Source organism: Vibrio penaeicida (assembly GCF_002933855.1).
GTDB lineage: Bacteria > Pseudomonadota > Gammaproteobacteria > Enterobacterales > Vibrionaceae > Vibrio > Vibrio penaeicida_A.
This window is the reverse complement of record NZ_BFAQ01000049.1, coordinates 14,773-37,890: the sequence shown is the minus strand read 5'-3', so window position 1 is coordinate 37,890 and position 23,118 is coordinate 14,773. Positions and strand designations below refer to the sequence as shown.

The window sequence follows — 23,118 nt, the reverse complement described above, 5'->3', positions numbered from 1 at the left end:
AATGCAAAACAGCCCTCAATCTCTTAATTTAGCCCCCATTCAACTGCCTCAAGAGCCTGGACTTTGGCCTCTCGCTTGGGGCTGGTGGGCAGTCGCTATTATTATCATTGCAGCCCTGTTGGGTGTGGCGTTACTTCTTAAACGCTATCGAGCGAATCGCCACGCAAAACGAATAGCACAAGAAAAACTCAAGCAAATTAAATCGGCGAAAGATGGAATGCAGTTATTGCGTCAAGTCGCTTTGAGTTACTTTCCAAGAGAACACATTGCTTCGCTTTCGGGGCAAAATTGGTATGCATTTTTAGATCAACAACTCAAAGCACCTCGGTTTCTATCCAAAGCCAGCACTTGGGATGAGCTCCTATACATGCCCAGCAGTCAATCGGGTAACACTTCTCAGCCAACCGAGCTCTTGAGTGATATTGAATATTGGATTAACCATGCCCTTCCACCTCGTCGTTCGGCTTCGAGCAGCAAGGAGGGAAGATGATCGACTTTGAATGGCTATGGGCATTTCTACTGCTTCCACTTCCCTTGCTTGTGTACTTTCTTGCCCCAAAAACGCAGGAAACACAAGCCATTCAGCTACCGAGTATTCCGGATACGCAGATGGGAGAGACGCCTAATCGAAATGGTCAAAAACTGCTGCTACTTGGCATTTGGGTATTACTTGTTACCGCAACCGCTCGTCCAGTTTGGCTTGGCGAGCCCGTAGAGTTTTACCCTGAACATCGAGATATGATGCTGGTCGTTGATCTCTCGTACTCCATGAGCAAAGAAGACATGCTGGAAGATGGCGACTACATCGATCGCCTCTCTGCAGTTAAAAACGTAGTCGGCGAATTTGTGGCTAAACGAAAAGGGGATCGGCTTGGACTCGTCTTATTTGCTGATCACGCTTACTTGCAAACCCCACTGACTCTCGACAGACAAGCCGTTAAATCTCAGCTTGATCGCACAGTGCTAAAGCTCATCGGAACCAGCACTGCGATAGGTGAAGGCATTGGTCTTGCGACTAAAACGTTTATAGACAGTGACGCCCCACAAAGGGTTATGGTGCTGCTTAGCGACGGTAGCAACACTGCCGGAATTATAGACCCTATAGAAGCTACAAAAATTGCCAAAGAATACGGTGCAACCATTTATACCGTGGGCGTAGGTGCAGGAGAAATGGTGGTCAAAGACTTCCTATTTGAGCGTGTGGTAAATACAGCAGAAGATCTGGATGAGAAAACGCTGATTCAGATTGCAGACATGACGGGGGGGCAATACTTCCGCGCTCGAAACAGTGATGAGCTTGCCACCATTTACGACACAATCAACGCACTCGAACCCGTATCAAGTGCTAGCCAAACCTGGCGCCCTAAGTCCGAATGGTTCTGGCTACCGCTTTCAGTCGTTCTCTTTTTGTCTTTGGTTCTAGCATCACTTAGGAGGAATCATGGCTGATTTTCTATTTATGAATCCTTACTGGCTTTTAGGAATTCTCCCTGCGTTTGCGTTGAGTTTCTGGATAAAAAAAGGGAGTTCCTCTAAAGGGTTGATTGCAAGTCATCTTGCTCAAGCCATGGGTATTTCACAGAATCGAGCACGTTACATACACCATTTCTGGTTTGTGTTTTGGTCCATCAGTTGTATCGCTCTCGCCGGTCCGAGTTTCGAAAAACAGACTCGTCCAGCATTCAATGTCAGCCATGCTCGCGTATTGGTTTTGGACATGTCACGCTCTTTATACGCCAACGACATCAAACCCAACCGTTTACAGCAACTTAAATATAAAGCGCTCGATCTCCTCCCTGAATGGAAAGAAGGCAGCACTGGTTTGGTCGTCTTTGCCGGAGGTGCCTATACCATTAGCCCTTTAACAACAGACAGCCAAACACTCGCGAGCCTTATCCCTGATCTAAAGCCCGAAATAATGCCGCATCAAGGCAGCAACGTAGCAGCTGCTGTTGAATTGGCGATAAAGCTTATGAGCGATGCTGGACACCAAAAAGGCGACATCATATTGCTGGCCGATGAACTGACGGAAGCACAGGCGAAAAGCGCCACAAAGTTACTTGGAAAAAGCTGGCGAATGTCTACCATTGCTATTGGCACGGAACAAGGTGCGCCTATCTTGCTCCCAGAAGGTGAATTGCTGAAATCTCCAAGTGGAAACACGGTGATTGCCAAAACCGAATTTGACGGCTTCAATCTAGTGGCTCGTCACTCTGGCGGGGTTTTCTCTCCACTACGTGGTGATGGTAAAGATGTAGAAGCCATTGCAGCGCTTTCGATTACGCCATCCACTTCTTCTGACAGCGACAGTCAAGAAGTCAGTGACCGAATTAATCACGGTTATTGGTTGTTGCCCGCTCTCGTCATCGCAGCTCTTGGTTTGTTCCGCAAAGGGTTTGTATTTGCGATTGTTCTGCTCGTTTTTCCGATGCCTAAACCTGCGCTTGCCTCTCCTTTCCAAACAGACGATCAAGCAGGATTCCAAGCCTACCAAAGCCAAGAATTTGAAAAGGCCGCAGAACTCTTTGAATCGAAAGAGTGGGCGGGTGCAGCTTGGTATGAAGCAAAACAATACGATAAAGCGATCGAAAGCCTTGAAGGTATTCAAACGGAAGGCGCTCAATACAACTTAGCCAACGCATTGGCGCAAAAAGGCGAACTTGAGAAAGCACGAGACCTGTATGAATCTATTTTGGAAAAGAACCCAAACTTCGAAGATGCAAAACAAAATTTAAGCATTGTTGAAGAAGCGCTGAAGCAACAGCAACAGCAACAGCAGGATTCTCAAAGCGATTCGAATCAAGAACAGCAGGACGAGAAAAACGCCTCTTCTCAAGAGGATAGCACTGACTCTCAAAACTCGCAGGATCAGCAAAACCAGCAACAACAAAACGGCGAACAGTCGCAATCTCAACAATCTAAGGAGTCGTCAGAAAATTCAGACGATGCTAGCCAAACGGGCGAGCAAAGCGAATCTCAGGATAAAAAGGAGTCCGACGACTTCAATGGTTCTGAAGGGAAACCAGACTCTGACAGAAAACAAAACGCTGAGAGAAAACAAAACGCTGAGAGAAAACCAGACTCTGAAGGAAAGCAAGATTCAGAAAATGAGGACGAAAGTGAGTCTTCACCTCAACCAGCAAGTTCTGAGCGTAAGCCTGAAGATGAATCTGAGGAAGATACTCCAAACCAAATTGCCACTAGCTCTCAAACCCAAGGCAGTACCCAAGAGGTCGATCCTCAAATTAGGCAATTGGAACAAATCCAACAACAAGCGGATGCAAGCCGTCTGCTTAGAGCACAAATGATTTTACAAGAAAGACAAAACCCCGCTTCTCAAAGGTCTGAACAATCATGGTAATTCGTAATTTCTTATCATCCGTACGGTGGTTCTTCTCCTTCACTGTCTTATTGGTTCTTGCGACACCAACAGCATTTGCAAATGATGCCGTTGCAACGGCGACAGTGAGCCGAACCAGCGTCGCTAAAGATGAAGTATTTCAACTCAAAATCTCAGTCAATAAGCGTGTATCAAACAGCAAAGTCGACTTTTCTATTTTGCAGCCTGCCTTTTATATGGGCCGCCCCAGTTTTGGGTCGTACACCAATTCGGTTAATGGAAAAGCGACCGTCAGTAGTGAGTGGACCGTTGCACTAGCCGCAACCCAAACGGGCATTTTGAAAATCCCAAGTTTCGATATAGACGGCGCAAAAACAACGCCAATCGCCATTCAAGTGACTAACGACAGAAATGCGCGTACCCAAGATGATGTCATTCAGCTTGCTGCCAATATTGAAAAAAGCGATTTGTATGAAGGCGAACGTACAACGCTTCATGCAAGACTGATCATCAAAGCGGATCTTCGTCGCTTGCAGAATACCAACATTGAGTCAGCCTTTGGTGAAGGATTATCCATCGAACCGATTGGCGAAAGTAACCAGTACCAATCGGTTGTCGATGGTGTGGAAGCGACTGTTGTCGATCAGTCGTTCTACGTTATCCCTGAGCGTGCAGGTACATTAACGCTGCACCCTCCTCGCCTCAAAGGAGCGCTAATAGAAAGTTCAGGGACAAGAAGCAGTGGCACTAGGTTAATCCAGCTCGATAAAAGCGCCCCTGCCATTACCCTAACGGTTAAAGCGAAGCCTTCCACATACCAAGGTGCGTGGCTGCCTACACCATCGTTGATGGTGGATCAACTTTGGCAAGATGAGGAAGGTAATCGTATTACTTCTGATGCCTTCACCACAAAAGTGGGTTCTCCTATACAGCGAACATTAGTGATCCGAGCAAAAAATTTGAGCCAGCAACAAATGCCAAACTTGAAGGTGACCTATCCTGCACAAATTCGTGTGTACGATGAAGCACCTCAGTTCTCTCAAGGCAATAATGGCGACATTATCATGACCGTTAAGCAGGTGTTGATTGCAAAGGAGACGGGGCAATTCGAGTTGCCAGCAGTAAGTGTTCGATGGTGGAATAGCGAAACGGGTCGAGAGCAAACATCAACCGCCAGTAATATGTCTGTCACGGTTGAAGCAGGTGATGTCAGTGATTCTATTCCCGTGGTGCAGCCAGTTTTACCTCAGCAAACTGTCACTATTACCGACAGTGGTTTCTGGCCATATCTTGCGGCTTTCTTCGCTCTGCTTTGGTTAGCCACGTTAGTACTTCTATGGAAAGTTAAACGCAGTCCAGTACGCACTCCTTCTAAACCTGTCAACGTGAAATCAGACCACTCTACAGAACAGTTGATTCAAGCGGTAAAAAACAAGGACGGCATTTTGTTTGATAGAGTGTATCGGGAGTGGGTGGAAACCATCCAACTCAACGACGCTATCATCAGCCAAGCTAACGCTTTCAGACAAAGCTTATATGGCAAGGGTGGCGCGACATTTGATGAGCATACATTTATCGATGCAATCAACGGTGCAAACAAACAAAGAATTGCAGAACACTCCGATGTGCTTCCATCACTTTAGAAGGTTGGTAGCACTTTCTAGCCTATCGAAAACTTGAAAAACCAAGATCGGATAACTAAAAAAGGACCCTGCAAATAGAAAGCGCGCTATATTTAGCGCGCTTTGTATACCCAAAATGACCTCTGATTACCGGATGAGGGAGACCATTTGTTCGAGCCTGCTCATCCTATGTCGAAAGCGTATCTTCTTTCTCGAATTTCACTGTAACGTGTACCATCCCATCTCTAGCAGCAAAATCGAAATGCCAGAGCTGCGTTTGACATATCCTTTTCACCAACTCCAACCCCAAACCAAAGCCACTGGATTGACGCCCCTGATAATTCGCAGAATTTGAAATGCAGACCGCCTCATCACCCACCACTATTTCAACCTCGCCGTGTTCAGCATACTGAAAGGCATTTCGGATCAGGTTACTCAGCACAATATTAAGCAAATCTGGGTTGGCTGATAATTGGCTCTCCCCTTGCACATTAACGGAGAGTGCTTTTTGCTGTCTTAGGTAACTTAAGTCTTCCACCAGCTGTTCACAGCAATGCCGTAAATTTTGATCAGTTTTATCTAACGGTTGTCCCGATTCTCTTGCTAGCCATAACAAAGATTGTGTTAAGGACTGCATATTATCCAAGGCATAACGAGCACGCTTTAAAGGTCTTGAAGGAGGGATTTGCTCGTCTATGGTATCAAGGGAAGCTTGCATTATTGCTAATGGGGTGCGGAGCTCATGGCTTGCGTGTCTTAAAAACTGCGTTTCTCGCTCATTGAATCGGCTAACACGATCTATAGCATCTTCCAGTTGTTTAGCCAGTTCGTTTAGCTCGGTAAAACGATATTTAGGTCGGGGTTCCTCTTTTGGTGTACCGAGTGTCGATGCCCATCGATTAAGGTGAACAAAAGGCGCACCAATACTTCTCATCCACCAAAGTGCGACGAGCACCAAAATGGCAGAAAAGCAGATCAAGGACCAAATACTTTGCTCAATGACCGTGTTGGCAAATTCTTCAATAAGCCATTCAATGTCTTCCACGGGATATTGGCTAAGAAGGTAGACGTATTCACCATTACTGAGTAGGTGAGACATGATGGAGATATGGTATTCCTCACCATTTATCTCTTTCATGATCGCGGTTTCATCTTCCGCATGGACATTCTCTGCTGATCCAAAGGTTTCTTTAATGTGGTCGGGAAGGATTTCCCAGCTTCGATAAACTTTGGTGGAAGACAAGGTCGTCACGCTAGAGTCTGGGTCTTTCTCTAGATGTCGAACCATGGCTCGAACATCCATCCATGCCGCGGTGTTAGACACCTTTTCAAGGCTCAGAGAATACTGAACCATTGCGATAATGATCATATCGATCACAAGGAAAAACCCAAAAAGAACCAGCTTTTGCATCAGGTCCTTTTTTAATGATATGGAGTACGCTTTCATTCCAATACCTTCACCTGTATACCCGCATTAATACGAGTATGCAGTAGAGGAGAACCAAAAGGCTTGTCTAGAACCTTTCTCAAATTACTCAGCTGTACATTAAGGTTCCCTGGCTCTACCGGATCATCTGGCCAAACGGCGTTTTCCAATTCTGGTCGAGGTACAACCCTAGGGCTTTGAATAACCAAGTAATGAAGAATACGCCACCCGATGGGCGTCATTTTCAATCTTTTCCCTGATCTGTAGGCTTCCTGTGTGTTCAAATCGAGCTCTAAGTCACCTATAGATAGGTTACTCGACACGTTCGGCTTCGTTCGTTTTGATAGAGCTTGTAACCGCGCCCACACAACAGGCATCGGGCAGGGTTTTACGACAAAATCATCGACACCACTTCGGAAACCTTCCAGCTCGTCTTCAACTGTGTCGTATGCGGTCATCATCAGTACAGGAGTTTGAATGCGCGCTTCTCGTAGCATTCTACATACCTCATACCCATCCATTTTGGGCATGTTTACATCCAATATGATGACATCTGTATCGCCTTGCAGCGCGAGCGAGAGCCCACTTTGTCCGTTGTAGGCGAAGTCACATTCCACACCTTTCAACTCTAAATAATCTGCAAGTGCGCCAGCAAATTGGTTATCGTCATCAATGATTAAGACTTGCATGTTTTTTCCTCGTCCCTTTCTTCCGACACGTTACTCGTGCTCTGTCTTTCTGAGTCAATTCCGGCCCCAGATTTAGCCGAAAAACTAGCATGTAATCGGTTAATATGACCTTAAGTTTACAGGGTTCACGGCGAAGAGAGGGCATCAAATGTTTGGAATGCGACCAAGCGCGATCAGAGAGTGAATCTTCGATTAAGTTTCGAACAAAATGGCATCTATACCCAAGTGACTTCAAAAAGCTTGGTTCAGCGAGAGTTAACTTGTTTTTAGACAAAAGACCGATTTAAAGATCGAGTCATTCTAAATCAAGAATTGGTAACGCAGTATGAAAGCCAGTTAAACTCGCCTTTGGGAGCCGTGATAGTGCCAAAGAATCAGAGCTATGCCGATTCTTGCTTATCTTGAAGATCAAGTTGCAGCGGTACGGTAATAACAAACTCAGCACCATGTCCAAGTTCAGAAGAGCACTCTATTTTCCCTTTTAACAGTTGATTGACCATGTTGTAGATAATATTAGCACCTAACCCGCTTCCACCTTTTCCTCGCTTGGTGGTGACAAACGGTTCAAATATGCGCTTGAGTATTTTTTCATCAACACCTTGCCCTGTATCTTTGTAGCGAATAATCAAGTCTTCTTCATTTGTAGAGACGTGAATAAAGATGTTCTTATTACCACCCCATTCATCAAATCCATGTCGAATACTATTGGCAATGAGATTGGTGTAAATTTGAATGTAGCAGCTTGGGTAACTCTCGATATGAATATTATCTGGGCAATCCACTTCAACACTGACGCTGGCAACTTTTAACTCATGAGACAATGAGAGCAACACTTTCTCTAAGTTCTCTTTCACATTAAACGGATAGACGGATTCACTGCTCTGATCAACGGCGACTTGTTTGAAGCTTGATACCAATTGTTCTGCCCGAGATAGGTTTGCAGTAAGAATTTGAGCCGACTCTTTAAGCGACTCTATCGCGCCTGAAAACTCAGTTTTAGACAGCTTCCCTGTTTCAAATCCCTTTTGTAGTACGTTTACTTTTTCGTCTATAAAGCTTGTCGCTGTAACGCTTATACCTAGTGGCGTATTAATCTCGTGCGCTACACCACCGACTAAACTGCCGAGAGAGGCCATTTTTTCCGCTTCAATTAACGATTCTTGTGTCTCTTCAAGCTTGCTAAGAGTATCGGAAAGTTCATGGTTTGCTTCTTCTAGAGAGTGTGTTCTGTCTTTCACTTTTTGCTCTAACTCTCGGTTTAACGAGATCAGTTGGTTTTCCGCATTCGTTAAATCGGTAACATCTATACCAAAGCACATGACTCGCTTTTGCTCTTTATTTTCAATAACACGCCATTGTAAAAATCGTTGATTCCCTTCTTGATCTCGCATTGTAAAAACTAAATCGAATTCGGGAATGTTTTCAATCAGTTCCTGCTCGCTTTCTTTCTCGACGTCTTCATCCACAAAATAGCCAAACCAGTTTTTTCCTATCAGATCACGCTCTTCTACTCCAAGAAGGGATTCCACTTCAGAGTTAACCAGTTGAATTTCAAATACGTCGTTTAAAGAACAGATCAAAGAAGGAGAGGATTGGATAATTACACGGGTAAAATCACGCTCATATTCAAGCTGGTTATTCATCTTTTTGCGTTTGTCCAGCTCTGAATCAATACGATGATACAAAGCATTAATAGACTCGACTAACGTATCCAGCTCATCTTGATGATTGCTCCTATCCAAACTCAACAAATCACCGGATTCGTTGCTGTCCAGTTTGTGCCCTTGTACAAAAGAGGAAATACGATTGATGTGCTTGATCACGACATGATAAACCACATACAGAACGCACATCGCGACAAGAAAAATTTTAACCAGCTGAGTTTCTAAGATAATAATGGATTTTTCCCAAAGCTTTCCATATATCAGCTGATAAGACGCTTCAATTCTTAGACCGCCAATTTTTTCTTCTTTGTGGACCAAGTCATAGAGGTGGCTTAACTCGTTGAGGGGACTTTTCTCTCCAATTTCCACCACGGAATTAAGCGTGCCGTTGTGAAATGAAAAAATGCCGACGTACTCAACACTGGAAACGTTCAAAATACCGTTTGCTTGAATGAGCATCTGTTCTTCATCCAGATTCCACAAGCTATTTGAAATGGAAGACGTTAAGCTTTGCTCCAAAGAACTGATGGAGTTTTGAAGAAGTTGAACTTCTTTTTTATAGTCCCAGTAAAGTTGTACAGCCGTAATCGTGACCGCAAGTACAGATGAACATAAAACAATATAGATCAGCAATCGAATAGCAAAACTGTGCCTATTCATTGTCTTTAACGTTGAAATGATCCCATCAGACTTATTCGAGCTAGAAATACTCGAAATTTTATTAGGAACACCTGAACTCATCGACTGCCCTCATCCATGCTTGCTGCATCTAGTTGATCAACGTAAACATAATTAAAGTTCAAATAGTTGAATATGCCCACGCTAATCCCATGTTCAAATCACACTCAGCCTATGAGCTCTATGCTCAACATCCAACGTTCTAAATAGTATAGACAGTGAAATTAGATTTTCTTGATATCGTACGTAAATTTCCTTGTACGATCAGAGCTATGCTCCTGCTTTCCACCTCGCTACTTAACTCCTAATTAGAATTTGTGCTTTAAATGAAAACTTTGTCTACACTTGTTTCAGACGGATGATTTTTTGCGCTGCTTTTTCTCTCCATTTTGGATACGAGATGGGGGCGTGAATTGGAATAGATTGAGTTATGGGGTCAATGATGGGAAATGATGATCAATTCCTCTTTTCAGATCATGAAGAAGAATCGGAAATTGAAGAACGTGAGACATGGAAGGTCTTAATTGTCGATGACGATGCCGACATTCATAAAGTCACCCAATTTGTTCTCAACGACTTCGAGTATCTGGGAAGAAGACTTAACTTTTTAAACGCATACTCCGCAGCTGAAGCCAAAGAGGTTTTTGTAGAACACGACGATATCGCTGTTGTATTTCTCGATGTTGTTATGGAATCTAACCATGCTGGGCTTGATCTCGTCGACTGGTTACGAGTAGAGCAAGGAAACAAGACCAGCAGAATCATTTTGCGCACAGGTCAGCCTGGTGATGCTCCTGAATCCGAAGTCATTAAAAAGTACGAAATTAATGACTATAAAAATAAAACAGAGCTAACGGCAACAAAACTAAACACTACCCTTTGTGCTGCGTTGCGTTCTTATCGCGACATCATGGTGATCGAAAACACCAAAAAAGGGCTCAATACGATCATCAATTCTTCAGCATCCATTTTGGTTGAGGGAGACGGTGGGCACTGGCTAGACGGGATTCTTTCTCAACTTTCTGCTTTGTTGCATCTTGGTGAAGTTCACGCGTTCAATTTTGCCGCGCAAGAAGTGGAAGGAAAATGGCAGGTCGTCGCTTCTTCCGAAGGTGGCGAAGGGCTCATTGGCAAAGAGCTAGATGAGTTTATATCCTGCTCTGTTGACGACGTTACCGCCACCAAAGATCGCTTTATCCAGGTGAAAGATGAAGAATTTCTTATTCCCGTAAAAGTGAATAAAAGCGTCGGTTTACTGGTTGTACATTGCCCTAGAAGCAGCATTGAAGAAAACATTGAAATACTGGACATATTCATCCGAAACATCACTATCGCGTACGAGAAAGTCATTTTGCTCAATGAGGTTCGTGATACCCAAAAAGAAATTGCATATCGCTTAGGGGAAGTGGTGGAAACGCGTTCAAAAGAATCGGGGAGCCACGTTAAGCGAGTGGCGGAAATATCGCGCTTTCTTGCCTCAAAATATGGCTTGCCACCGGAGCAATGCGAGAAGATAAAACTCGCCTCTCCTTTGCACGACATTGGCAAAATTGCGATTCCTGATGCTGTGCTTAATAAGCCGGGGAAACTCGATGCAGATGAATGGGTTACCATGATGTCTCATGCCAGTGTGGGTGCAGAAATCCTACGTGGTTCTAACCTAGAAATCTTGAACATCGCAGCGAATATTGCTGGTCACCATCATGAAAAATGGGACGGTTCAGGCTACCCAAATAAAATATCTGCTGAGTCGATTCCAATCGAAGCACGAATCACCGCACTAGCCGATGTTTATGACGCTTTGGCTTCCAAACGTTGCTACAAAGACGCTTGGCCAAGTGAAAAAATATTTGAATTATTCCAACAAGAAGCAGGGAAACATTTCGATCCTAAGCTGACTGAGATTTTTCTTGAAAACTTCGACGAATTGCAAGGGATACGAGGGTCATTTCCTGACTAGCAATTTCATTTCTATTTCCTTAGCCAGCGGATGTCGCTGGTTTTTTTTTAATACTCCTTTAAAAACGTAAATGAGATCTCTAACACTAAAGTTACCTTTAACTTTTCTCATCACTAAAAATCTGAACTAAGCTGAGGCTACTCCCCTAATAACTAAACAGTTGTTGCTCATTTTCTGAGAGCAAGCGCAACATAAGGAGTTTCTATGAAAGCATTCATTCAGCACCTCCCAAAAGTAGAGCTCCATCTGCATATTGAAGGATCTCTTGAGCCAGAGTTAATGTTTGAACTGGCTAAACGCAACAAGGTATCCATTCCATACAATAATATCCAAGAGGTCAGGGACGCGTATCACTTCCATAATCTGCAATCCTTTTTAGATATCTATTATCAAGGTGCCAATGTACTGATTAAAGAGGAAGATTTTTTTGACCTCACGTGGGCATATTTGCTGAAGTGTAAGCAAGACAATGTAGTGCATACAGAGATCTTTTTCGATCCTCAAACCCACACCGACCGAGGCATTTCATTTCACACTGTTATCTGCGGTATCTCAAAAGCACTGGATAAGGCGAAATCAGAGCTTGGAATCAGCAGCCAAATCATCATGTGTTTTTTGCGTCACCTCGATGAAGAAGCGGCATTGAAAACCTTAGAAGAAGCGTTACCCTACAAAGGAAAAATCATCGGTGTTGGTCTGGACTCGTCCGAAGTTGGGCATCCACCAGAAAAGTTCGAGCGGGTATTTGCAAAAGCGCGAACTGAAGGTTTTTTAACGGTCGCGCACGCTGGGGAGGAAGGACCCGCACAAAACATCATTGATGCCTTGGATATGCTTAAAACATCTAGAATCGACCATGGCGTTCGCTGTGCAGACGACGAGGCGCTGGTTCAGCGGTTAGTCGAAAACCAAATTCCGTTGACCGTCTGCCCGCTTTCCAATACCAAATTAAAGGTGTTTGAACATATGAGTCAGCACAACATCGTCGACCTACTCAGAAAAGGCGTTTGCGTTACCATCAATTCGGACGATCCAGCTTACTTCGGTGGCTATATGACTGATAACTTCCTTGCAGTCTCAGAGGCTCTCAACCCAACACGGCAGGAGTTAGCACAGTTTACTTTAAATGCTATTGAAGCCAGCTTTATTTCGCCGCCATACAAAGAAACATTACGCGATACGGTCAATAAGTATCTTGCGAATAATTAGGATTAGAATAGAAGCCTAACGCTTAAATACAGATAAACAAAAGCCCCAACTTTGGAGCTTTTAAACGTTAATGCGGTAAAGTCTGTTGAACTAGTTAACCAGCTTTAAACTTTAAAGCGATTCACCGAGCGTTGTAATTCGCTGGAAACCGAATTCAATTCCAATGCGGTTTGAACATTCCCCTGAACATCTTGAACAGTACTGCGAGCCAGATCGTTCACATTCACCACGTTTTCATTAATGTCCGTCGCAACGTGAGACTGCTCTTCCGCTGCTGTGGCTATTTGATTATTCATGTCCTGAATTTTGCTAATTTCTTCTTGTATCACTTGCAGTGATTGACTTGCTTCATCCGATTTTACTAAAGTCTTCTTAGCGTTTTCTGCGTTTTCTTCCATTAAACTCACAGACTGTTTCGCTTGCTCTTGAAGCACCGAAATCATGGATTGGATTTCATTGGTGCTTTCCTGAGTTTTATTGGCAAGGTTACGAACTTCATCCGCCACAACAGCAAAACCACGACCTTGTTCACCAGCACGGGCAGCCTCAATAGCAGCATTCAGAGCGAGCAGATTTGTTTGCTCAGCAATACCGCGAATAACATCTAGAATCCCACCAACATTCATCGTTTCCTTTTCGACTTCCAAGATCGAAGATTGAACACTTTCGATATTATTTACCAGCAAGTTGATGTCTGTGTTCATTTGGCTAACGACACCAAGCCCCTGAGTGGAAGACTCACTTGCATCATTGGAAGAAGTGGATGCCTGCATAGCATTTTGAGCAACTTCAGCAACGGTTGCTGTCATTTCGTTCATTGCGGTTGCCACTTGTTCTAGCTGCATCATTTGAGACTCAGATGAGCGGTTAACCTGATTTGAAGAAGACTCAAGCTGACCTGACAAATCAGTAAGTGCGGCAGACGAGGTATTAATATTTCCAATGATCTGTTTAATGCTCTCTCCCATAACCAATGTCGAGCGATACACCCCCGTTTCGCTTCCCTCAAGTGGGCGAATCATCGTTAAATCGCCATTAGCAATTCGGTTAACAAACTCTTCAATCTCTTTAGGTTCACCACCGATTGGACCATACATCAACTTTTCGACCGCAACATACACAACAGCGATACCAATAACCGCAAAGACAAGCCCTGCAATCCCGTTGATCTTCACCATAGTATTCGAAGGTTCGTTAATATCGTCCCACGATGCCCAAGCCCAAACAGACCATCCCAATGAATCAATTCGGGAAGACACAACGTAAAAGTCACCCTTATCAGGAACGTTGTAAGAGTGGTCACTGCTTTTATGGGTGCCGTATTCGCGATAGCTTGGACGCAACTCATAGATGTTCTTACCAACAAAATCAGGGTAACTGGCGGCCATTAAGAAACCATCAGCGCGTGACACAAATAGGTTTGGCTCAGCCGAGAGTTCATTAATGTAGTCGGTGATATCGCTCATCTTTAAACTCAGACCAATTACAGCCTTAATCTCACCATTTCGACGGTAAGGGATCACGGCTGACATGGTTAAGTCCCCTGTCGTAGATAGATAAGGATTGGTTACTGAACGCGCCGCACCACTAAAACCTTGAATAAACCATTCACGCTGCTTTTGTTTGGCATTGAAGTCAGGAATGAGACCGTTGACATCGTACGTCGTGCCATCAGGCAAACCAACATACATGTTCAACACTTTTAAACTTTGCTTACCGTGTGTCAGTGCATCGAGAACGTGACTGCTGATCACCGGTACGCCTTCACTATCAAGCGTTATACCTGCACCCGTCGTTTCTAATGCAGTGAAGTATTTACTCATTTTACTTTCGACAGCTTTCGCAACTAAAAATGATTTATCTGAAAGGTTCTTACGATAGTCGTCAGTTGTGGCCGTTTTGAATTCAAAATATCCGATGACGGAAGTCACAAGAATTGTAAACGCGATCAAGCAACCGATTGCGGTCACCAGCTTAGATTTCACACTCATTTAAAATATTGTCCGATAATATTGTTGGCTTCGTGTGAAATCTATCAGTAAGGAAGGGGGGCTTGGAAACACATTTTGCACTAATAATTAAACAAATTTATCGCTTTCTTTAGGAGTAACAAAACAAGCGATTGGAGCGAATTTCTTACATAACCGTCCTGTTAAATGAAAAATTCCTCTTTGAGCTTAAAATTTCAAGCTCAAAGAAGAACTAAATAATCAATAAAAGCGGAGTCAGGGATGAGCTTTATAGGAAACCATGAATTCCATTAACGTAGGAAATGATCCACCAGTAGTGCAACGAATAAGAACATCAATTGATAGATGGAGAAAATGAAGGTGCTCATGGCATCTCCCTCTTCCTCATGATATTTCAGTTTCCACGCTTTATAGATGAATCCAGCACTTAAGAAACTTGATACAACCAAGTAAAGCAAGCCGCTCATGCCAACTAAAACAGGGAAAAGGCACGCAATGGCTAATAATATCGTATACAGCAGAATGCTGGTTTTTGTGTATTCCACACCATGGGTGACTGGCAACATTGGAATGTCGGCACGTGAATAATCGTCTTTCCTGTGTATGGCTAACGCCCAAAAATGAGGAGGCGTCCAGATGAAGATGATCATCACAAGTAGCCATGCATGGGAATGCAATTCATTGGTAACCGCCGTCCATCCAAGTAAAGGCGGCATGGCACCTGCAATTCCGGCTATCACGATATTTTGAGGCGTTGCTCGCTTTAAATACAAGGTGTACACCAGCGCATAACCCACCAAGCTTGCTAGTGTCAACCACGCCGTTAACTCATTCACCCACCAGTACAACGCAACAAACCCAGCTATGCCAAGCGCAATCGCAAATATAAACGCGTTGACGGCTTTAACGTGCCCAGAGGGCAAAGGGCGCTGATAAGTTCTCGCCATTATGGCATCAATTCTGCGATCAATTAGGTGATTAAATGCCGCTGCACTCGACGCCATTAATCCGATCCCAGCTAATGCGATCAATGCCGTCACAACGGGAAACTGCCCTTTTATTGCCAAAATCATTCCTACTACTGCCGTAAGTAGCATTAAAGCAACGACTTTAGGTTTCGTGAGCTTGTAATAATCTTGCCACGACGCGCCTTCTATTCCTGCTCTAGAAAGAGATTTATCCATACTCAAAGCCCTCGCTCTTGTTCCATAAGAGGTTGTGACACACTACGCCACACATGGAAATTGATGTAAATCGTACACAACAGTAAAAGTGCCGCACCAAGGTTATGCGCCACCGCTACAGGTAATGGGAGATTCAATAAAACATTACTCATACCCAATCCAATTTGGGCAATGAGTAACACCATTAACATAAACGCTCCCTTACGAAGCTGAACATGCGTTTGCTGATACAACTGAAAAGCCAACCCTATTAACACAATAGAAGTCACTACCGCGCCTATTCTATGCGTGACGTGAATAGTCATTCTTGCCCCGTAATCCAATACGCCAAATTCATAATTTGTGTGTCCTTCTTGGCGGAAATCAAAGGCTTCAGAAAAATTCAAATAGCCAACCCAATCCCCTTCACAAATGGGTAACTCCGTACACATTAATGCGGCGTAATTGGAAGAGGTCCACCCCCCAAGAAAGATTTGAAGAACGACCACCGCAAGAGAGAAAGAAGCCAAAATTTTCAGCATTGGTGTATTGACGACGATAGGTTCATGCGGAGAGGTGATTGAAGAAGGGTTTCCATCGCTCACCGTAAAATGCGCAACATCATTGAGTTCGTAGCCCACTTCTTGTTTAAGGCGGCAGTAGAGCAAAAACAGCAAGCTGAATAAGGTAAACCCACCCATTAAGTGCAACATGACAATCACTGGCATCAGTTTTAGCGTCACTGTCCACATTCCTAGCGCCGCCTGAAAGACGATGAGCAGTGACAGGGAAACCGGAATCACACGCCCGCCATGGCGAGATTGAAGCGTCAAATAACTAATGGCAAAAACAACCAGTCCAAGCGTTCCCGCCAAATAACGATGAATCATCTCTAACCAAGCTTTATAAGGCTCGACTTCGTTTTCTGGGTAGAGGAGTTTGGCAGTAGAAAGCGCCTTATCTGTCGAAGGCACACTGAGATGACCATAGCAACCCGGCCAATCTGGGCAACCAAGACCTGCATCAGCAAGCCGCGTATACGCGCCCATTAAGATAACCAAAAATGTCAGAATCAGGCTTACTTGAATCAGTCTGATGATATTCATACGCGCCCCCCTATCCTTGATTTACCCCACGCGAGATAACTTCAATAACTTCTTAAAGTCGGCGATTAACCCCTTACTTTGCTGTACAAGTAATTCAGGGTTGATCTGCTTCGGGTAATGCATAACCAATTGACCTCGTGGGTCTACAATGATGTATTCGTTGGTGCTGAAATCAGAAAGAAATTTGTCGTTAGATTTAACGCGATTGAAACTGTAATCCTGCAATACGGAAGTGTCGCTATTTGGGTGAATGTATACCGTTGGTCTAACGCGCTCTTGGTACTTCCCTAGGGATACATAGCTTTGTTGCAATAAGTGCAACTGCTGGCGGCACAATGCATTGCATTCTTTTGGTAGAACATAACCAAGTTGCCATTGTTTTTCCGATTCCGAACCCATGGAATAGTCGGTTAAGTAGCTATCGGGCTCTACCAAAACGCCCTGATTTGTCACCCCAGGTTGATACCAATTCATTTCCAAAATGACTTTAGCGACAATGGCAGGCATCGCAAACAACCCCACCAGCGCAAGTAAAATGATACGGCCGCGCTTCACATTAGGTGCGGAGTCTCTATCCATATTTTGAACTGTCATCGTTTTCTCCCTTGGGTATCAGGCGAATATTGAGTGCTCTAAGCAACAGCATCACCATAATGAGCGCAAAAACTAATGCCATCGAAAACCACTGCAACGCATACCCAAAATGTTTTTGAGAAGACATTGGAACAGGGCGCCAAGGCTGAGGGTATTCAAGATTTAAGTTACTAGGCTGAATAACAAAAGGCAGTAAAGGCAGACTAAGTTCTCCTTCCAATGCCTCTATATTCAGGTTTTGAATTCGTTTGGGCCATCCGCTTTCCGCATGAAGCTTGTCACTAACGGGGTTGCTTTGTTTTTGATACACCCTCCCCTCCAGCGACACGGGTTGGGTTAGCTCTTTAAAGCTGGGCAATATGCGGCGATCATGCCCCGCCTTCACAAAACCTAGCTCTAACAGCACATAACGCCCGTTTCCTTGATAACCCGATGTCACTTTCACTGGTTGAAGCATCAAATACCCCACTTCTCCGTTCCATACTTGGTTATCAAGCAAAAACGCACGATTCGAAACAGGCATAACATCCATTTTCACTTTTGCTCCAGTCAGGCTTTGCTGTGCATCACTTAAATATTCCTGACTGAGATTGGGGCTTATCTCGATTGCCTTTTTAAGCAACGTATCTAAAGGCTCCGGTGCCATCGTCGCACGCTGCGCTAATGCCTTTTCGTAGTCTAACTTTTGCTCACCACGTCCCATTTGCCAAAAGCCCAACTTGATCAGCAGAGTAAATACCACCAAAGTGAGAATTAGGGCGAACCAAAATTTTGGTTTTAACGTCAACGCAACCCAGGGAGACATCATGGCAGCCTCACTGTTTAAACTCGTTCTGGTCTTGACACTCTGTTTCATTATCTTCAACCTTGGTCGCGCTTTAGTGGTGATGGTAAAAGGCAAAAGCGATAAGCCTGCCAGTCACTTCTTGGGTCGCCGTTTAATTTTCTCCGCTTTGGTTATCGTATTTTTGCTCATTGCGCTTCAGGCGGGCTGGATTGAACCCAACCCTAGACCTTACTAACGTTTGCTCTACTCATTCGGGGTAGAGCGTCTAAAGCACATACACAAAGATAAATAGACATAGCCAAACCACGTCCACAAAATGCCAATACCAACTCCCCGCCTGAAACGCGAAATGGTTTTCAGGTGTGAAGTGGTCGTAGGCAATCCTTGCCAGTAAAACCGATAAGAAAATAGTGCCCAATAACACATGCATGCCGTGGAAACCTGTTAACAAGAAGAAGGTATTGCCATACACACCAGACTGCAGCGTCAGCCCCATTTCTTGATAAGCGTGAATGTATTCTTCTGCTTGATAAAACAAGAACACAATCGCCAAAATAATGGTGATTTCCAACCACACCACCAGCGCCATTCGATGGTTCTTCTCTAAACTGGTGTGCGCCATATGAAGAGTGATGGAGGAAGTCAGAAGAATCATGGTGTTGAGAAAAGGCAATCCTTGCCATCCCATCGCTTCTGTCGTTTGCCCTGCTGGGGTTAAAGTGAGTGGCCACATTGCTTCAAATGCAGGCCAAAGCACTTCATGAGTCATTTGATTATTGTCTGCACCCGCAAGCCAAGGGACAGATATCATTCGGGCATAAAATAGCGCTCCAAAGAAGGCGCAGAAAAACATAATTTCCGAGAAAATAAACCAGCTCATGCCCTGCCGGAAGGAAACATCAATTTGCTGGGAATAAAAACCCGACAAAGATTCACCAATAACGTTTCGCATCCATCCGATGAACATCACCAGAAAAACGACAAATCCGCCTATTAGAAATACTTTCCCAAACACACTGCCGGTTTCTAAATTTTGTACAGTAACGCCAGCGCCGACTGCAATAAAAAACAAGGCAATCGCGCCGACTATCGGCCAAATACTGTGTGAGGGGACATAATAAGTTTGGTGTTGTGTTGTCATTGCACCGCTCCTTGATCCGTTTCTGAGCGTGAAATTAGAGCCACGGTTTTCTTATCTTCTGGCTCTGTGATATTGAATAGCGTGTAGGAAAGTGTCAGCGTATGGATAGAGTCAGGAATCGTCGGCTCGATATAGAAAATCACGGGCAGTTCAGCGCTTTTATTCCCTTCCAATGGCTGACGATTAAAGCAAAAGCACTCAATTTTATTGAAGTATGCTGCGCCGTTGCCAGGAGCAATAGAAGGGACGGCTTGACCAATCAGTGGTGAGCCATTGAGGTTTGTCGCCATGTACCGTGTTTGAACCACTTGCCCAGGGTGCACATCCATGACCTTTTTAGCGGGTATGAACGTCCACGGCATATCCGGCTTAACATGTGCCATAAACTCAATACGAATCACACGTGATGTATCCACCTGCATACCGACTGGGCTACTCACGGCTTCATTGTTGGGTTTACCGTTGATACCAAGCTGTTCGCACATAATGTCGTACAGTGGTATCAAAGCAAACCCAAACCCAAACATGCCTAGAACACCAAGCAAAAGCCAGATTGTCAGTTTGCGATTTGAAGGTTTTGCCGTATCCATCGCTGCATCTCCCATCAATCAACTTTAGGTGGCTGACTGAATGTGTGATGAGGTGCTGGGCTTGGAACTGTCCACTCCAAACCTTCCGCTCTTTCCCATGACCGAGCCTCGGCTTTCTCGCCTCCTTTGATGCATTTAATCACCAACCAGAGGAAAATAAGCTGAGACAGACCAAACGCAAATCCGCCAATCGATACAATTTGGTTTACGTCTGCAAACTGAATCGCATAGTCGGGAATCCGCCTAGGCATACCTGCTAATCCCAAGAAGTGCATAGGGAAAAACAGAACATTCACCGAAATAACCGAGCACCAAAAATGCCATAAGCTCAACCGATGATCGTACATATGACCAGTCCACTTAGGCAGCCAATAATACGCGGCTGCCATAATCGAGAAGACAGCTCCGGAAACCAAAACGTAATGGAAGTGCGCCACCACAAAATAGGTATCGTGGTATTGGAAATCAGCGGGCACAATCGCCAGCATTAACCCCGAGAACCCACCAATCGTAAACAGCACAATAAATGCGATAGCAAACAACATGGGCGTTTCAAAGGTCATTGCCCCTCGCCACATCGTTGCCACCCAGTTGAAGACTTTTACCCCTGTCGGCACCGCAATCAACATGGTGCAATACATGAAGAAGAGTTCGGCAAACACTGGCATCCCGGTTGTGAACATGTGGTGCGCCCAAACCAAAAACGAAAGCAGCGCGATACTGCACGTTGCGTACACCATGGAATGATAACCAAACAGCTTTTTGCCACTGAAAGCAGGAATGATGGCCGATACGATCCCAAAGGAAGGTAAAATCATGATGTACACTTCGGGGTGCCCAAAGAACCAGAAAATGTGCTGGAACATCACAGGGTCGCCCCCACCCGCCGCATCAAAGAAACTGGTGCCAAAGTACTTATCTGTCAGAACCATGGTAACGGCACCGGCCAGCACGGGCATCACCGCTATTAACAAAAATGCCGTGATTAACCATGTCCAAACAAACATTGGAAGCTTAAACCAAGTCATGCCTGGGGCACGCATATTCACAATGGTCACGATCACGTTGATCGCCCCCATAATGGAGCTGATACCCATAATGTGAACAGAAAACACGAACAATGCGGTGCTATCTGGGCCATACGTCGTCGACAATGGCGCATAGAACGTCCAGCCAAAATCAGGGCCGCCCCCTTCCATAAAGAGCGAACTGATTAAAATGAGAAACGCAAAAGGCAATATCCAGAAGCTCAAGTTATTCATACGTGGCAAAGCCATATCTGGCGCACCAATCATGAGCGGAATCATCCAGTTTGCCAGTCCAGTAAAGGCTGGCATAACCGCACCAAATACCATCACCAATCCGTGTACCGTCGTCATCTGATTGAAGAAGTGCGGATCCACTAACTGCAAGCCAGGCTGGAACAATTCGGCGCGAATGATCATCGCCATTAAGCCGCCCGTTAAAAACATCGCAAAGCTGAACCACAAATACAGCGTGCCTATGTCTTTATGATTGGTCGAATATACCCAGCGAGCCAGCCCTGAAGGTGCGGCATGATGATCGTCATGGTCATTTTCATGAGAATTTACATCGGTTGAACTGTTCATTGTCCCTCCTCGCTGCGCAAAGTATTCACGTCTGACGCTTGCGCCATATCGCCTTTGTCATTACCCCAAGCATTGCGCTCATACGTCACTACAGCGGCAATTTGCTCATCGGTTAACTGATTTCCAAACGCTTGCATGGCTGTTCCTGCCACCCCATTTAGAACAACATCGATATGGTTGTTTACGTCACCTAGTGTCACAGGGCTGTCTTTCATTGCAGGGAAAACGCCCGGAACACCCAACCCATTAACCTGATGACACACCGCGCATCGGTCGTTGTACACTTGCTCGCCCATTGCCATGAGTTCATCCATAGAAAGCTCTTTAGAAAGTGCGGCTTTTGCTTCTTCTGCTGCTTGCTTCGCCACCAATTTTTGGGCGACCAACCATTCATCGAAGTCTTTCTCTTCCATGGCATGCACCACTATCGGCATAAAGCCGTGGTTTCGCCCACACAACTCCGCACATTGACCACGATAAACACCCGGTTCATCGATTTTGGTCCACGCTTCATTGATGAACCCTGGCACTGTATCTTTCTTCACGGCGAAATCCGGCACCCACCACGAGTGGATGACATCGTCGGACGTTAAGAGAAACCGGACTTTCCGGTTGATGGGAAGAACAAGCGGATTGTCGACTTCAAGCAGGTAATTAGCCCCTTTCAGTTCATCACCTTCAATCTGCTTGGAGGATGTGGTTAACAAGCTAAAAAATTCGACATCCTCACCGAAATAGCTGTAATGCCACTTCCATTGAGAACCGGTAATTTTAACCGTGATATCAGATTGGCTGGTGTCTTCCATATCGATAAGCGTTGTGGTGGCAGGCACCGCCATCGCAACCAATATTAGAATTGGAATCACAGTCCATATGATTTCCACTTTCGTACTCTCATGAAAGTTCGCCGCTACAGCGCCCTGAGATTTACGATGCTTGAAAATGGCGTAAAACATGACTCCAAAAACGACAACCGCAATGGCACAGCAGATGTAAAAAATCAGCATATGAAGGTCATAGACCTGCTCACTGATTCGGGTTACACCCCGTGTCATATTGTATTGGCTTCCAGACCATGCCACCGTTGGGATTAGCGCACCCCATAAACACAAAGACGTTAATCTTTTCAAAAGATCTCTCCTCTGTTTCCGCTTACGGGCTAGACACGTTTGGTAGCGCAACGTGAATACCTCATAAGCATCAGATCGCCGTCCAAATCCGTTTGTGTTTTTATAGACGGTGATCCACTTCGCATTTCTACACAGTAATGTGATAGAACGCATGCCATGCGACTTTGGGATTATTTCCAAAGCGCTAACTATTTGTTATGGCTTTGTTAATAACCCTAGATTCTTGGCGGCAATTGTTCAAGAATTAAACGACTCTGTCCATTTTGGAATTAGACTTTGATCCCCAATTTGCCCTTTAATACTCCAACTGTTGCTTATGATTCGTTTAAATATCTTGTGTAAAAAATTTCAAAAAAAATTCATCTCGATTTAATCGATTGCGACCACATCGTGAGACCTAAACCACAAAAAATGGTGTAATCATTAATGGATTTCAATT

The 23,118-nt window shown here is 44.7% G+C and carries 19 protein-coding genes; 7 read left to right on the top strand and 12 right to left on the bottom strand.

What is annotated here, in order from left to right:
• Position 1: 1 nt before the first annotated feature.
• Genes VPNCDNU1_RS24575 through VPNCDNU1_RS24560 form a run of 4 tightly spaced genes read left to right on the top strand, consistent with a single transcriptional unit; the run spans position 2 to position 4,983 of the window.
• Positions 2 to 490: a DUF4381 domain-containing protein gene (locus VPNCDNU1_RS24575; RefSeq protein WP_104402808.1), complete on the top strand. Its 489-nt coding sequence runs from the start codon at positions 2 to 4 to the stop codon at positions 488 to 490.
• Positions 487 to 1,449 (top strand): vWA domain-containing protein, encoded by a 963-nt coding sequence (locus tag VPNCDNU1_RS24570; protein ID WP_104402807.1) that lies wholly within the window; start codon positions 487 to 489, stop codon positions 1,447 to 1,449. The genes VPNCDNU1_RS24575 and VPNCDNU1_RS24570 overlap by 4 nt, the downstream gene beginning before the upstream one ends.
• Positions 1,442 to 3,361, top strand: coding sequence for a VWA domain-containing protein (locus VPNCDNU1_RS24565; RefSeq protein WP_104402806.1), 1,920 nt, complete (start codon positions 1,442 to 1,444; stop codon positions 3,359 to 3,361). Before VPNCDNU1_RS24570 ends, VPNCDNU1_RS24565 begins: the two co-directional genes overlap by 8 nt.
• Positions 3,355 to 4,983, top strand: a complete 1,629-nt coding sequence (locus tag VPNCDNU1_RS24560) for a BatD family protein (RefSeq protein WP_104402805.1) — start codon at positions 3,355 to 3,357, stop codon at positions 4,981 to 4,983. The genes VPNCDNU1_RS24565 and VPNCDNU1_RS24560 overlap by 7 nt, the downstream gene beginning before the upstream one ends.
• A 166-nt stretch (positions 4,984 to 5,149) precedes the next feature.
• On the opposite strand, the gene VPNCDNU1_RS24555 is transcribed toward VPNCDNU1_RS24560, so the two are convergent.
• The 3 genes from VPNCDNU1_RS24555 to VPNCDNU1_RS24545 form a co-directional block, all read right to left on the bottom strand.
• Positions 5,150 to 6,373 (bottom strand): sensor histidine kinase, encoded by a 1,224-nt coding sequence (locus VPNCDNU1_RS24555; RefSeq protein ID WP_167404882.1) that lies wholly within the window; start codon positions 6,371 to 6,373, stop codon positions 5,150 to 5,152.
• Between the two features lie 32 nt (positions 6,374 to 6,405).
• The gene (locus VPNCDNU1_RS24550) at positions 6,406 to 7,077 is read right to left on the bottom strand and encodes a response regulator transcription factor (protein ID WP_104402803.1); all 672 of its coding nucleotides are present in this window, start codon (positions 7,075 to 7,077) and stop codon (positions 6,406 to 6,408) included.
• A 380-nt stretch (positions 7,078 to 7,457) separates the two neighbouring features.
• Positions 7,458 to 9,482: a PAS domain-containing sensor histidine kinase gene (locus VPNCDNU1_RS24545; protein WP_104402802.1), complete on the bottom strand. Its 2,025-nt coding sequence runs from the start codon at positions 9,480 to 9,482 to the stop codon at positions 7,458 to 7,460.
• A 376-nt stretch (positions 9,483 to 9,858) separates the two neighbouring features.
• On the opposite strand from VPNCDNU1_RS24545, the gene VPNCDNU1_RS24540 reads away from it, so the two are divergent.
• Together VPNCDNU1_RS24540 and VPNCDNU1_RS24535 are read left to right on the top strand one after the other, a co-directional pair.
• On the top strand, positions 9,859 to 11,379 hold the full coding sequence (locus VPNCDNU1_RS24540; RefSeq protein ID WP_237324215.1) for an HD domain-containing phosphohydrolase: 1,521 nt from the start codon (positions 9,859 to 9,861) through the stop codon (positions 11,377 to 11,379).
• A gap of 204 nt (positions 11,380 to 11,583) precedes the next feature.
• On the top strand, positions 11,584 to 12,588 hold the full coding sequence (locus VPNCDNU1_RS24535) for an adenosine deaminase (protein ID WP_104402801.1): 1,005 nt from the start codon (positions 11,584 to 11,586) through the stop codon (positions 12,586 to 12,588).
• 104 nt (positions 12,589 to 12,692) lie between these two features.
• Here the strand turns inward: VPNCDNU1_RS24535 and VPNCDNU1_RS24530 are convergent, their stop codons facing one another.
• The 5 genes from VPNCDNU1_RS24530 to VPNCDNU1_RS24510 form a co-directional block, all read right to left on the bottom strand.
• Positions 12,693 to 14,579, bottom strand: coding sequence for a methyl-accepting chemotaxis protein (locus tag VPNCDNU1_RS24530; protein WP_104402800.1), 1,887 nt, complete (start codon positions 14,577 to 14,579; stop codon positions 12,693 to 12,695).
• A 269-nt stretch (positions 14,580 to 14,848) separates the two neighbouring features.
• Positions 14,849 to 15,742 carry a heme o synthase gene (cyoE, locus tag VPNCDNU1_RS24525; protein ID WP_104402799.1) on the bottom strand — a complete coding sequence of 298 codons (894 nt, stop codon included), beginning with the start codon at positions 15,740 to 15,742 and terminating at the stop codon, positions 14,849 to 14,851.
• A gap of 2 nt (positions 15,743 to 15,744) precedes the next feature.
• Positions 15,745 to 16,827 carry a COX15/CtaA family protein gene (locus VPNCDNU1_RS24520; protein WP_104402798.1) on the bottom strand — a complete coding sequence of 361 codons (1,083 nt, stop codon included), beginning with the start codon at positions 16,825 to 16,827 and terminating at the stop codon, positions 15,745 to 15,747.
• 21 nt (positions 16,828 to 16,848) lie between these two features.
• Positions 16,849 to 17,421, bottom strand: coding sequence for a hypothetical protein (locus tag VPNCDNU1_RS24515; protein ID WP_104402797.1), 573 nt, complete (start codon positions 17,419 to 17,421; stop codon positions 16,849 to 16,851).
• A complete protein-coding gene (locus tag VPNCDNU1_RS24510) occupies positions 17,399 to 18,229 on the bottom strand; it encodes an SURF1 family protein (protein ID WP_104402796.1) in 831 nt (276 codons plus the stop codon). The genes VPNCDNU1_RS24515 and VPNCDNU1_RS24510 overlap by 23 nt, the downstream gene beginning before the upstream one ends.
• On the opposite strand from VPNCDNU1_RS24510, the gene VPNCDNU1_RS24505 reads away from it, so the two are divergent.
• Positions 18,225 to 18,443 carry a DUF2909 domain-containing protein gene (locus VPNCDNU1_RS24505; RefSeq protein WP_371410815.1) on the top strand — a complete coding sequence of 73 codons (219 nt, stop codon included), beginning with the start codon at positions 18,225 to 18,227 and terminating at the stop codon, positions 18,441 to 18,443. The genes VPNCDNU1_RS24510 and VPNCDNU1_RS24505 overlap by 5 nt on opposite strands.
• A gap of 30 nt (positions 18,444 to 18,473) precedes the next feature.
• Here VPNCDNU1_RS24505 and VPNCDNU1_RS24500 read toward each other — a convergent pair whose 3' ends face one another.
• From VPNCDNU1_RS24500 to coxB, 4 genes are read right to left on the bottom strand one after another with little or no spacing between them, the layout of a single operon-like run.
• A complete protein-coding gene (locus VPNCDNU1_RS24500) occupies positions 18,474 to 19,349 on the bottom strand; it encodes a cytochrome c oxidase subunit 3 (protein WP_104402795.1) in 876 nt (291 codons plus the stop codon).
• Complete coding sequence (locus VPNCDNU1_RS24495; RefSeq protein ID WP_104402897.1) at positions 19,346 to 19,939, bottom strand: cytochrome c oxidase assembly protein; 594 nt, start codon at positions 19,937 to 19,939, stop codon at positions 19,346 to 19,348. The genes VPNCDNU1_RS24500 and VPNCDNU1_RS24495 overlap by 4 nt, the downstream gene beginning before the upstream one ends.
• A gap of 14 nt (positions 19,940 to 19,953) precedes the next feature.
• Positions 19,954 to 21,549, bottom strand: coding sequence for a cytochrome c oxidase subunit I (ctaD, locus tag VPNCDNU1_RS24490; protein ID WP_104402794.1), 1,596 nt, complete (start codon positions 21,547 to 21,549; stop codon positions 19,954 to 19,956).
• A complete protein-coding gene (gene coxB / locus VPNCDNU1_RS24485) occupies positions 21,546 to 22,661 on the bottom strand; it encodes a cytochrome c oxidase subunit II (protein ID WP_237324218.1) in 1,116 nt (371 codons plus the stop codon). Before coxB ends, ctaD begins: the two co-directional genes overlap by 4 nt.
• Positions 22,662 to 23,118 lie beyond the last annotated feature (457 nt).

Coding starts and splice junctions, on each gene's coding strand:
- VPNCDNU1_RS24565 (WP_104402806.1), top strand. CDS start 1,442: ATGGCTGATTTTCTATTTATGAATCCTTACTGGCTTTTAGGAATTCTC.
- VPNCDNU1_RS24520 (WP_104402798.1), bottom strand. CDS start 16,827: ATGAATATCATCAGACTGATTCAAGTAAGCCTGATTCTGACATTTTTG.
- VPNCDNU1_RS24510 (WP_104402796.1), bottom strand. CDS start 18,229: ATGATGTCTCCCTGGGTTGCGTTGACGTTAAAACCAAAATTTTGGTTC.
- cyoE (WP_104402799.1), bottom strand. CDS start 15,742: ATGGATAAATCTCTTTCTAGAGCAGGAATAGAAGGCGCGTCGTGGCAA.
- VPNCDNU1_RS24560 (WP_104402805.1), top strand. CDS start 3,355: ATGGTAATTCGTAATTTCTTATCATCCGTACGGTGGTTCTTCTCCTTC.
- VPNCDNU1_RS24535 (WP_104402801.1), top strand. CDS start 11,584: ATGAAAGCATTCATTCAGCACCTCCCAAAAGTAGAGCTCCATCTGCAT.
- VPNCDNU1_RS24530 (WP_104402800.1), bottom strand. CDS start 14,579: ATGAGTGTGAAATCTAAGCTGGTGACCGCAATCGGTTGCTTGATCGCG.
- VPNCDNU1_RS24550 (WP_104402803.1), bottom strand. CDS start 7,077: ATGCAAGTCTTAATCATTGATGACGATAACCAATTTGCTGGCGCACTT.
- VPNCDNU1_RS24500 (WP_104402795.1), bottom strand. CDS start 19,349: ATGACAACACAACACCAAACTTATTATGTCCCCTCACACAGTATTTGG.
- VPNCDNU1_RS24545 (WP_104402802.1), bottom strand. CDS start 9,482: ATGAGTTCAGGTGTTCCTAATAAAATTTCGAGTATTTCTAGCTCGAAT.
- ctaD (WP_104402794.1), bottom strand. CDS start 21,549: ATGAACAGTTCAACCGATGTAAATTCTCATGAAAATGACCATGACGAT.
- VPNCDNU1_RS24540 (WP_237324215.1), top strand. CDS start 9,859: ATGATGGGAAATGATGATCAATTCCTCTTTTCAGATCATGAAGAAGAA.
- VPNCDNU1_RS24575 (WP_104402808.1), top strand. CDS start 2: ATGCAAAACAGCCCTCAATCTCTTAATTTAGCCCCCATTCAACTGCCT.
- VPNCDNU1_RS24570 (WP_104402807.1), top strand. CDS start 487: ATGATCGACTTTGAATGGCTATGGGCATTTCTACTGCTTCCACTTCCC.
- VPNCDNU1_RS24555 (WP_167404882.1), bottom strand. CDS start 6,373: ATGCAAAAGCTGGTTCTTTTTGGGTTTTTCCTTGTGATCGATATGATC.
- VPNCDNU1_RS24515 (WP_104402797.1), bottom strand. CDS start 17,421: ATGACAGTTCAAAATATGGATAGAGACTCCGCACCTAATGTGAAGCGC.
- VPNCDNU1_RS24495 (WP_104402897.1), bottom strand. CDS start 19,939: ATGGATACGGCAAAACCTTCAAATCGCAAACTGACAATCTGGCTTTTG.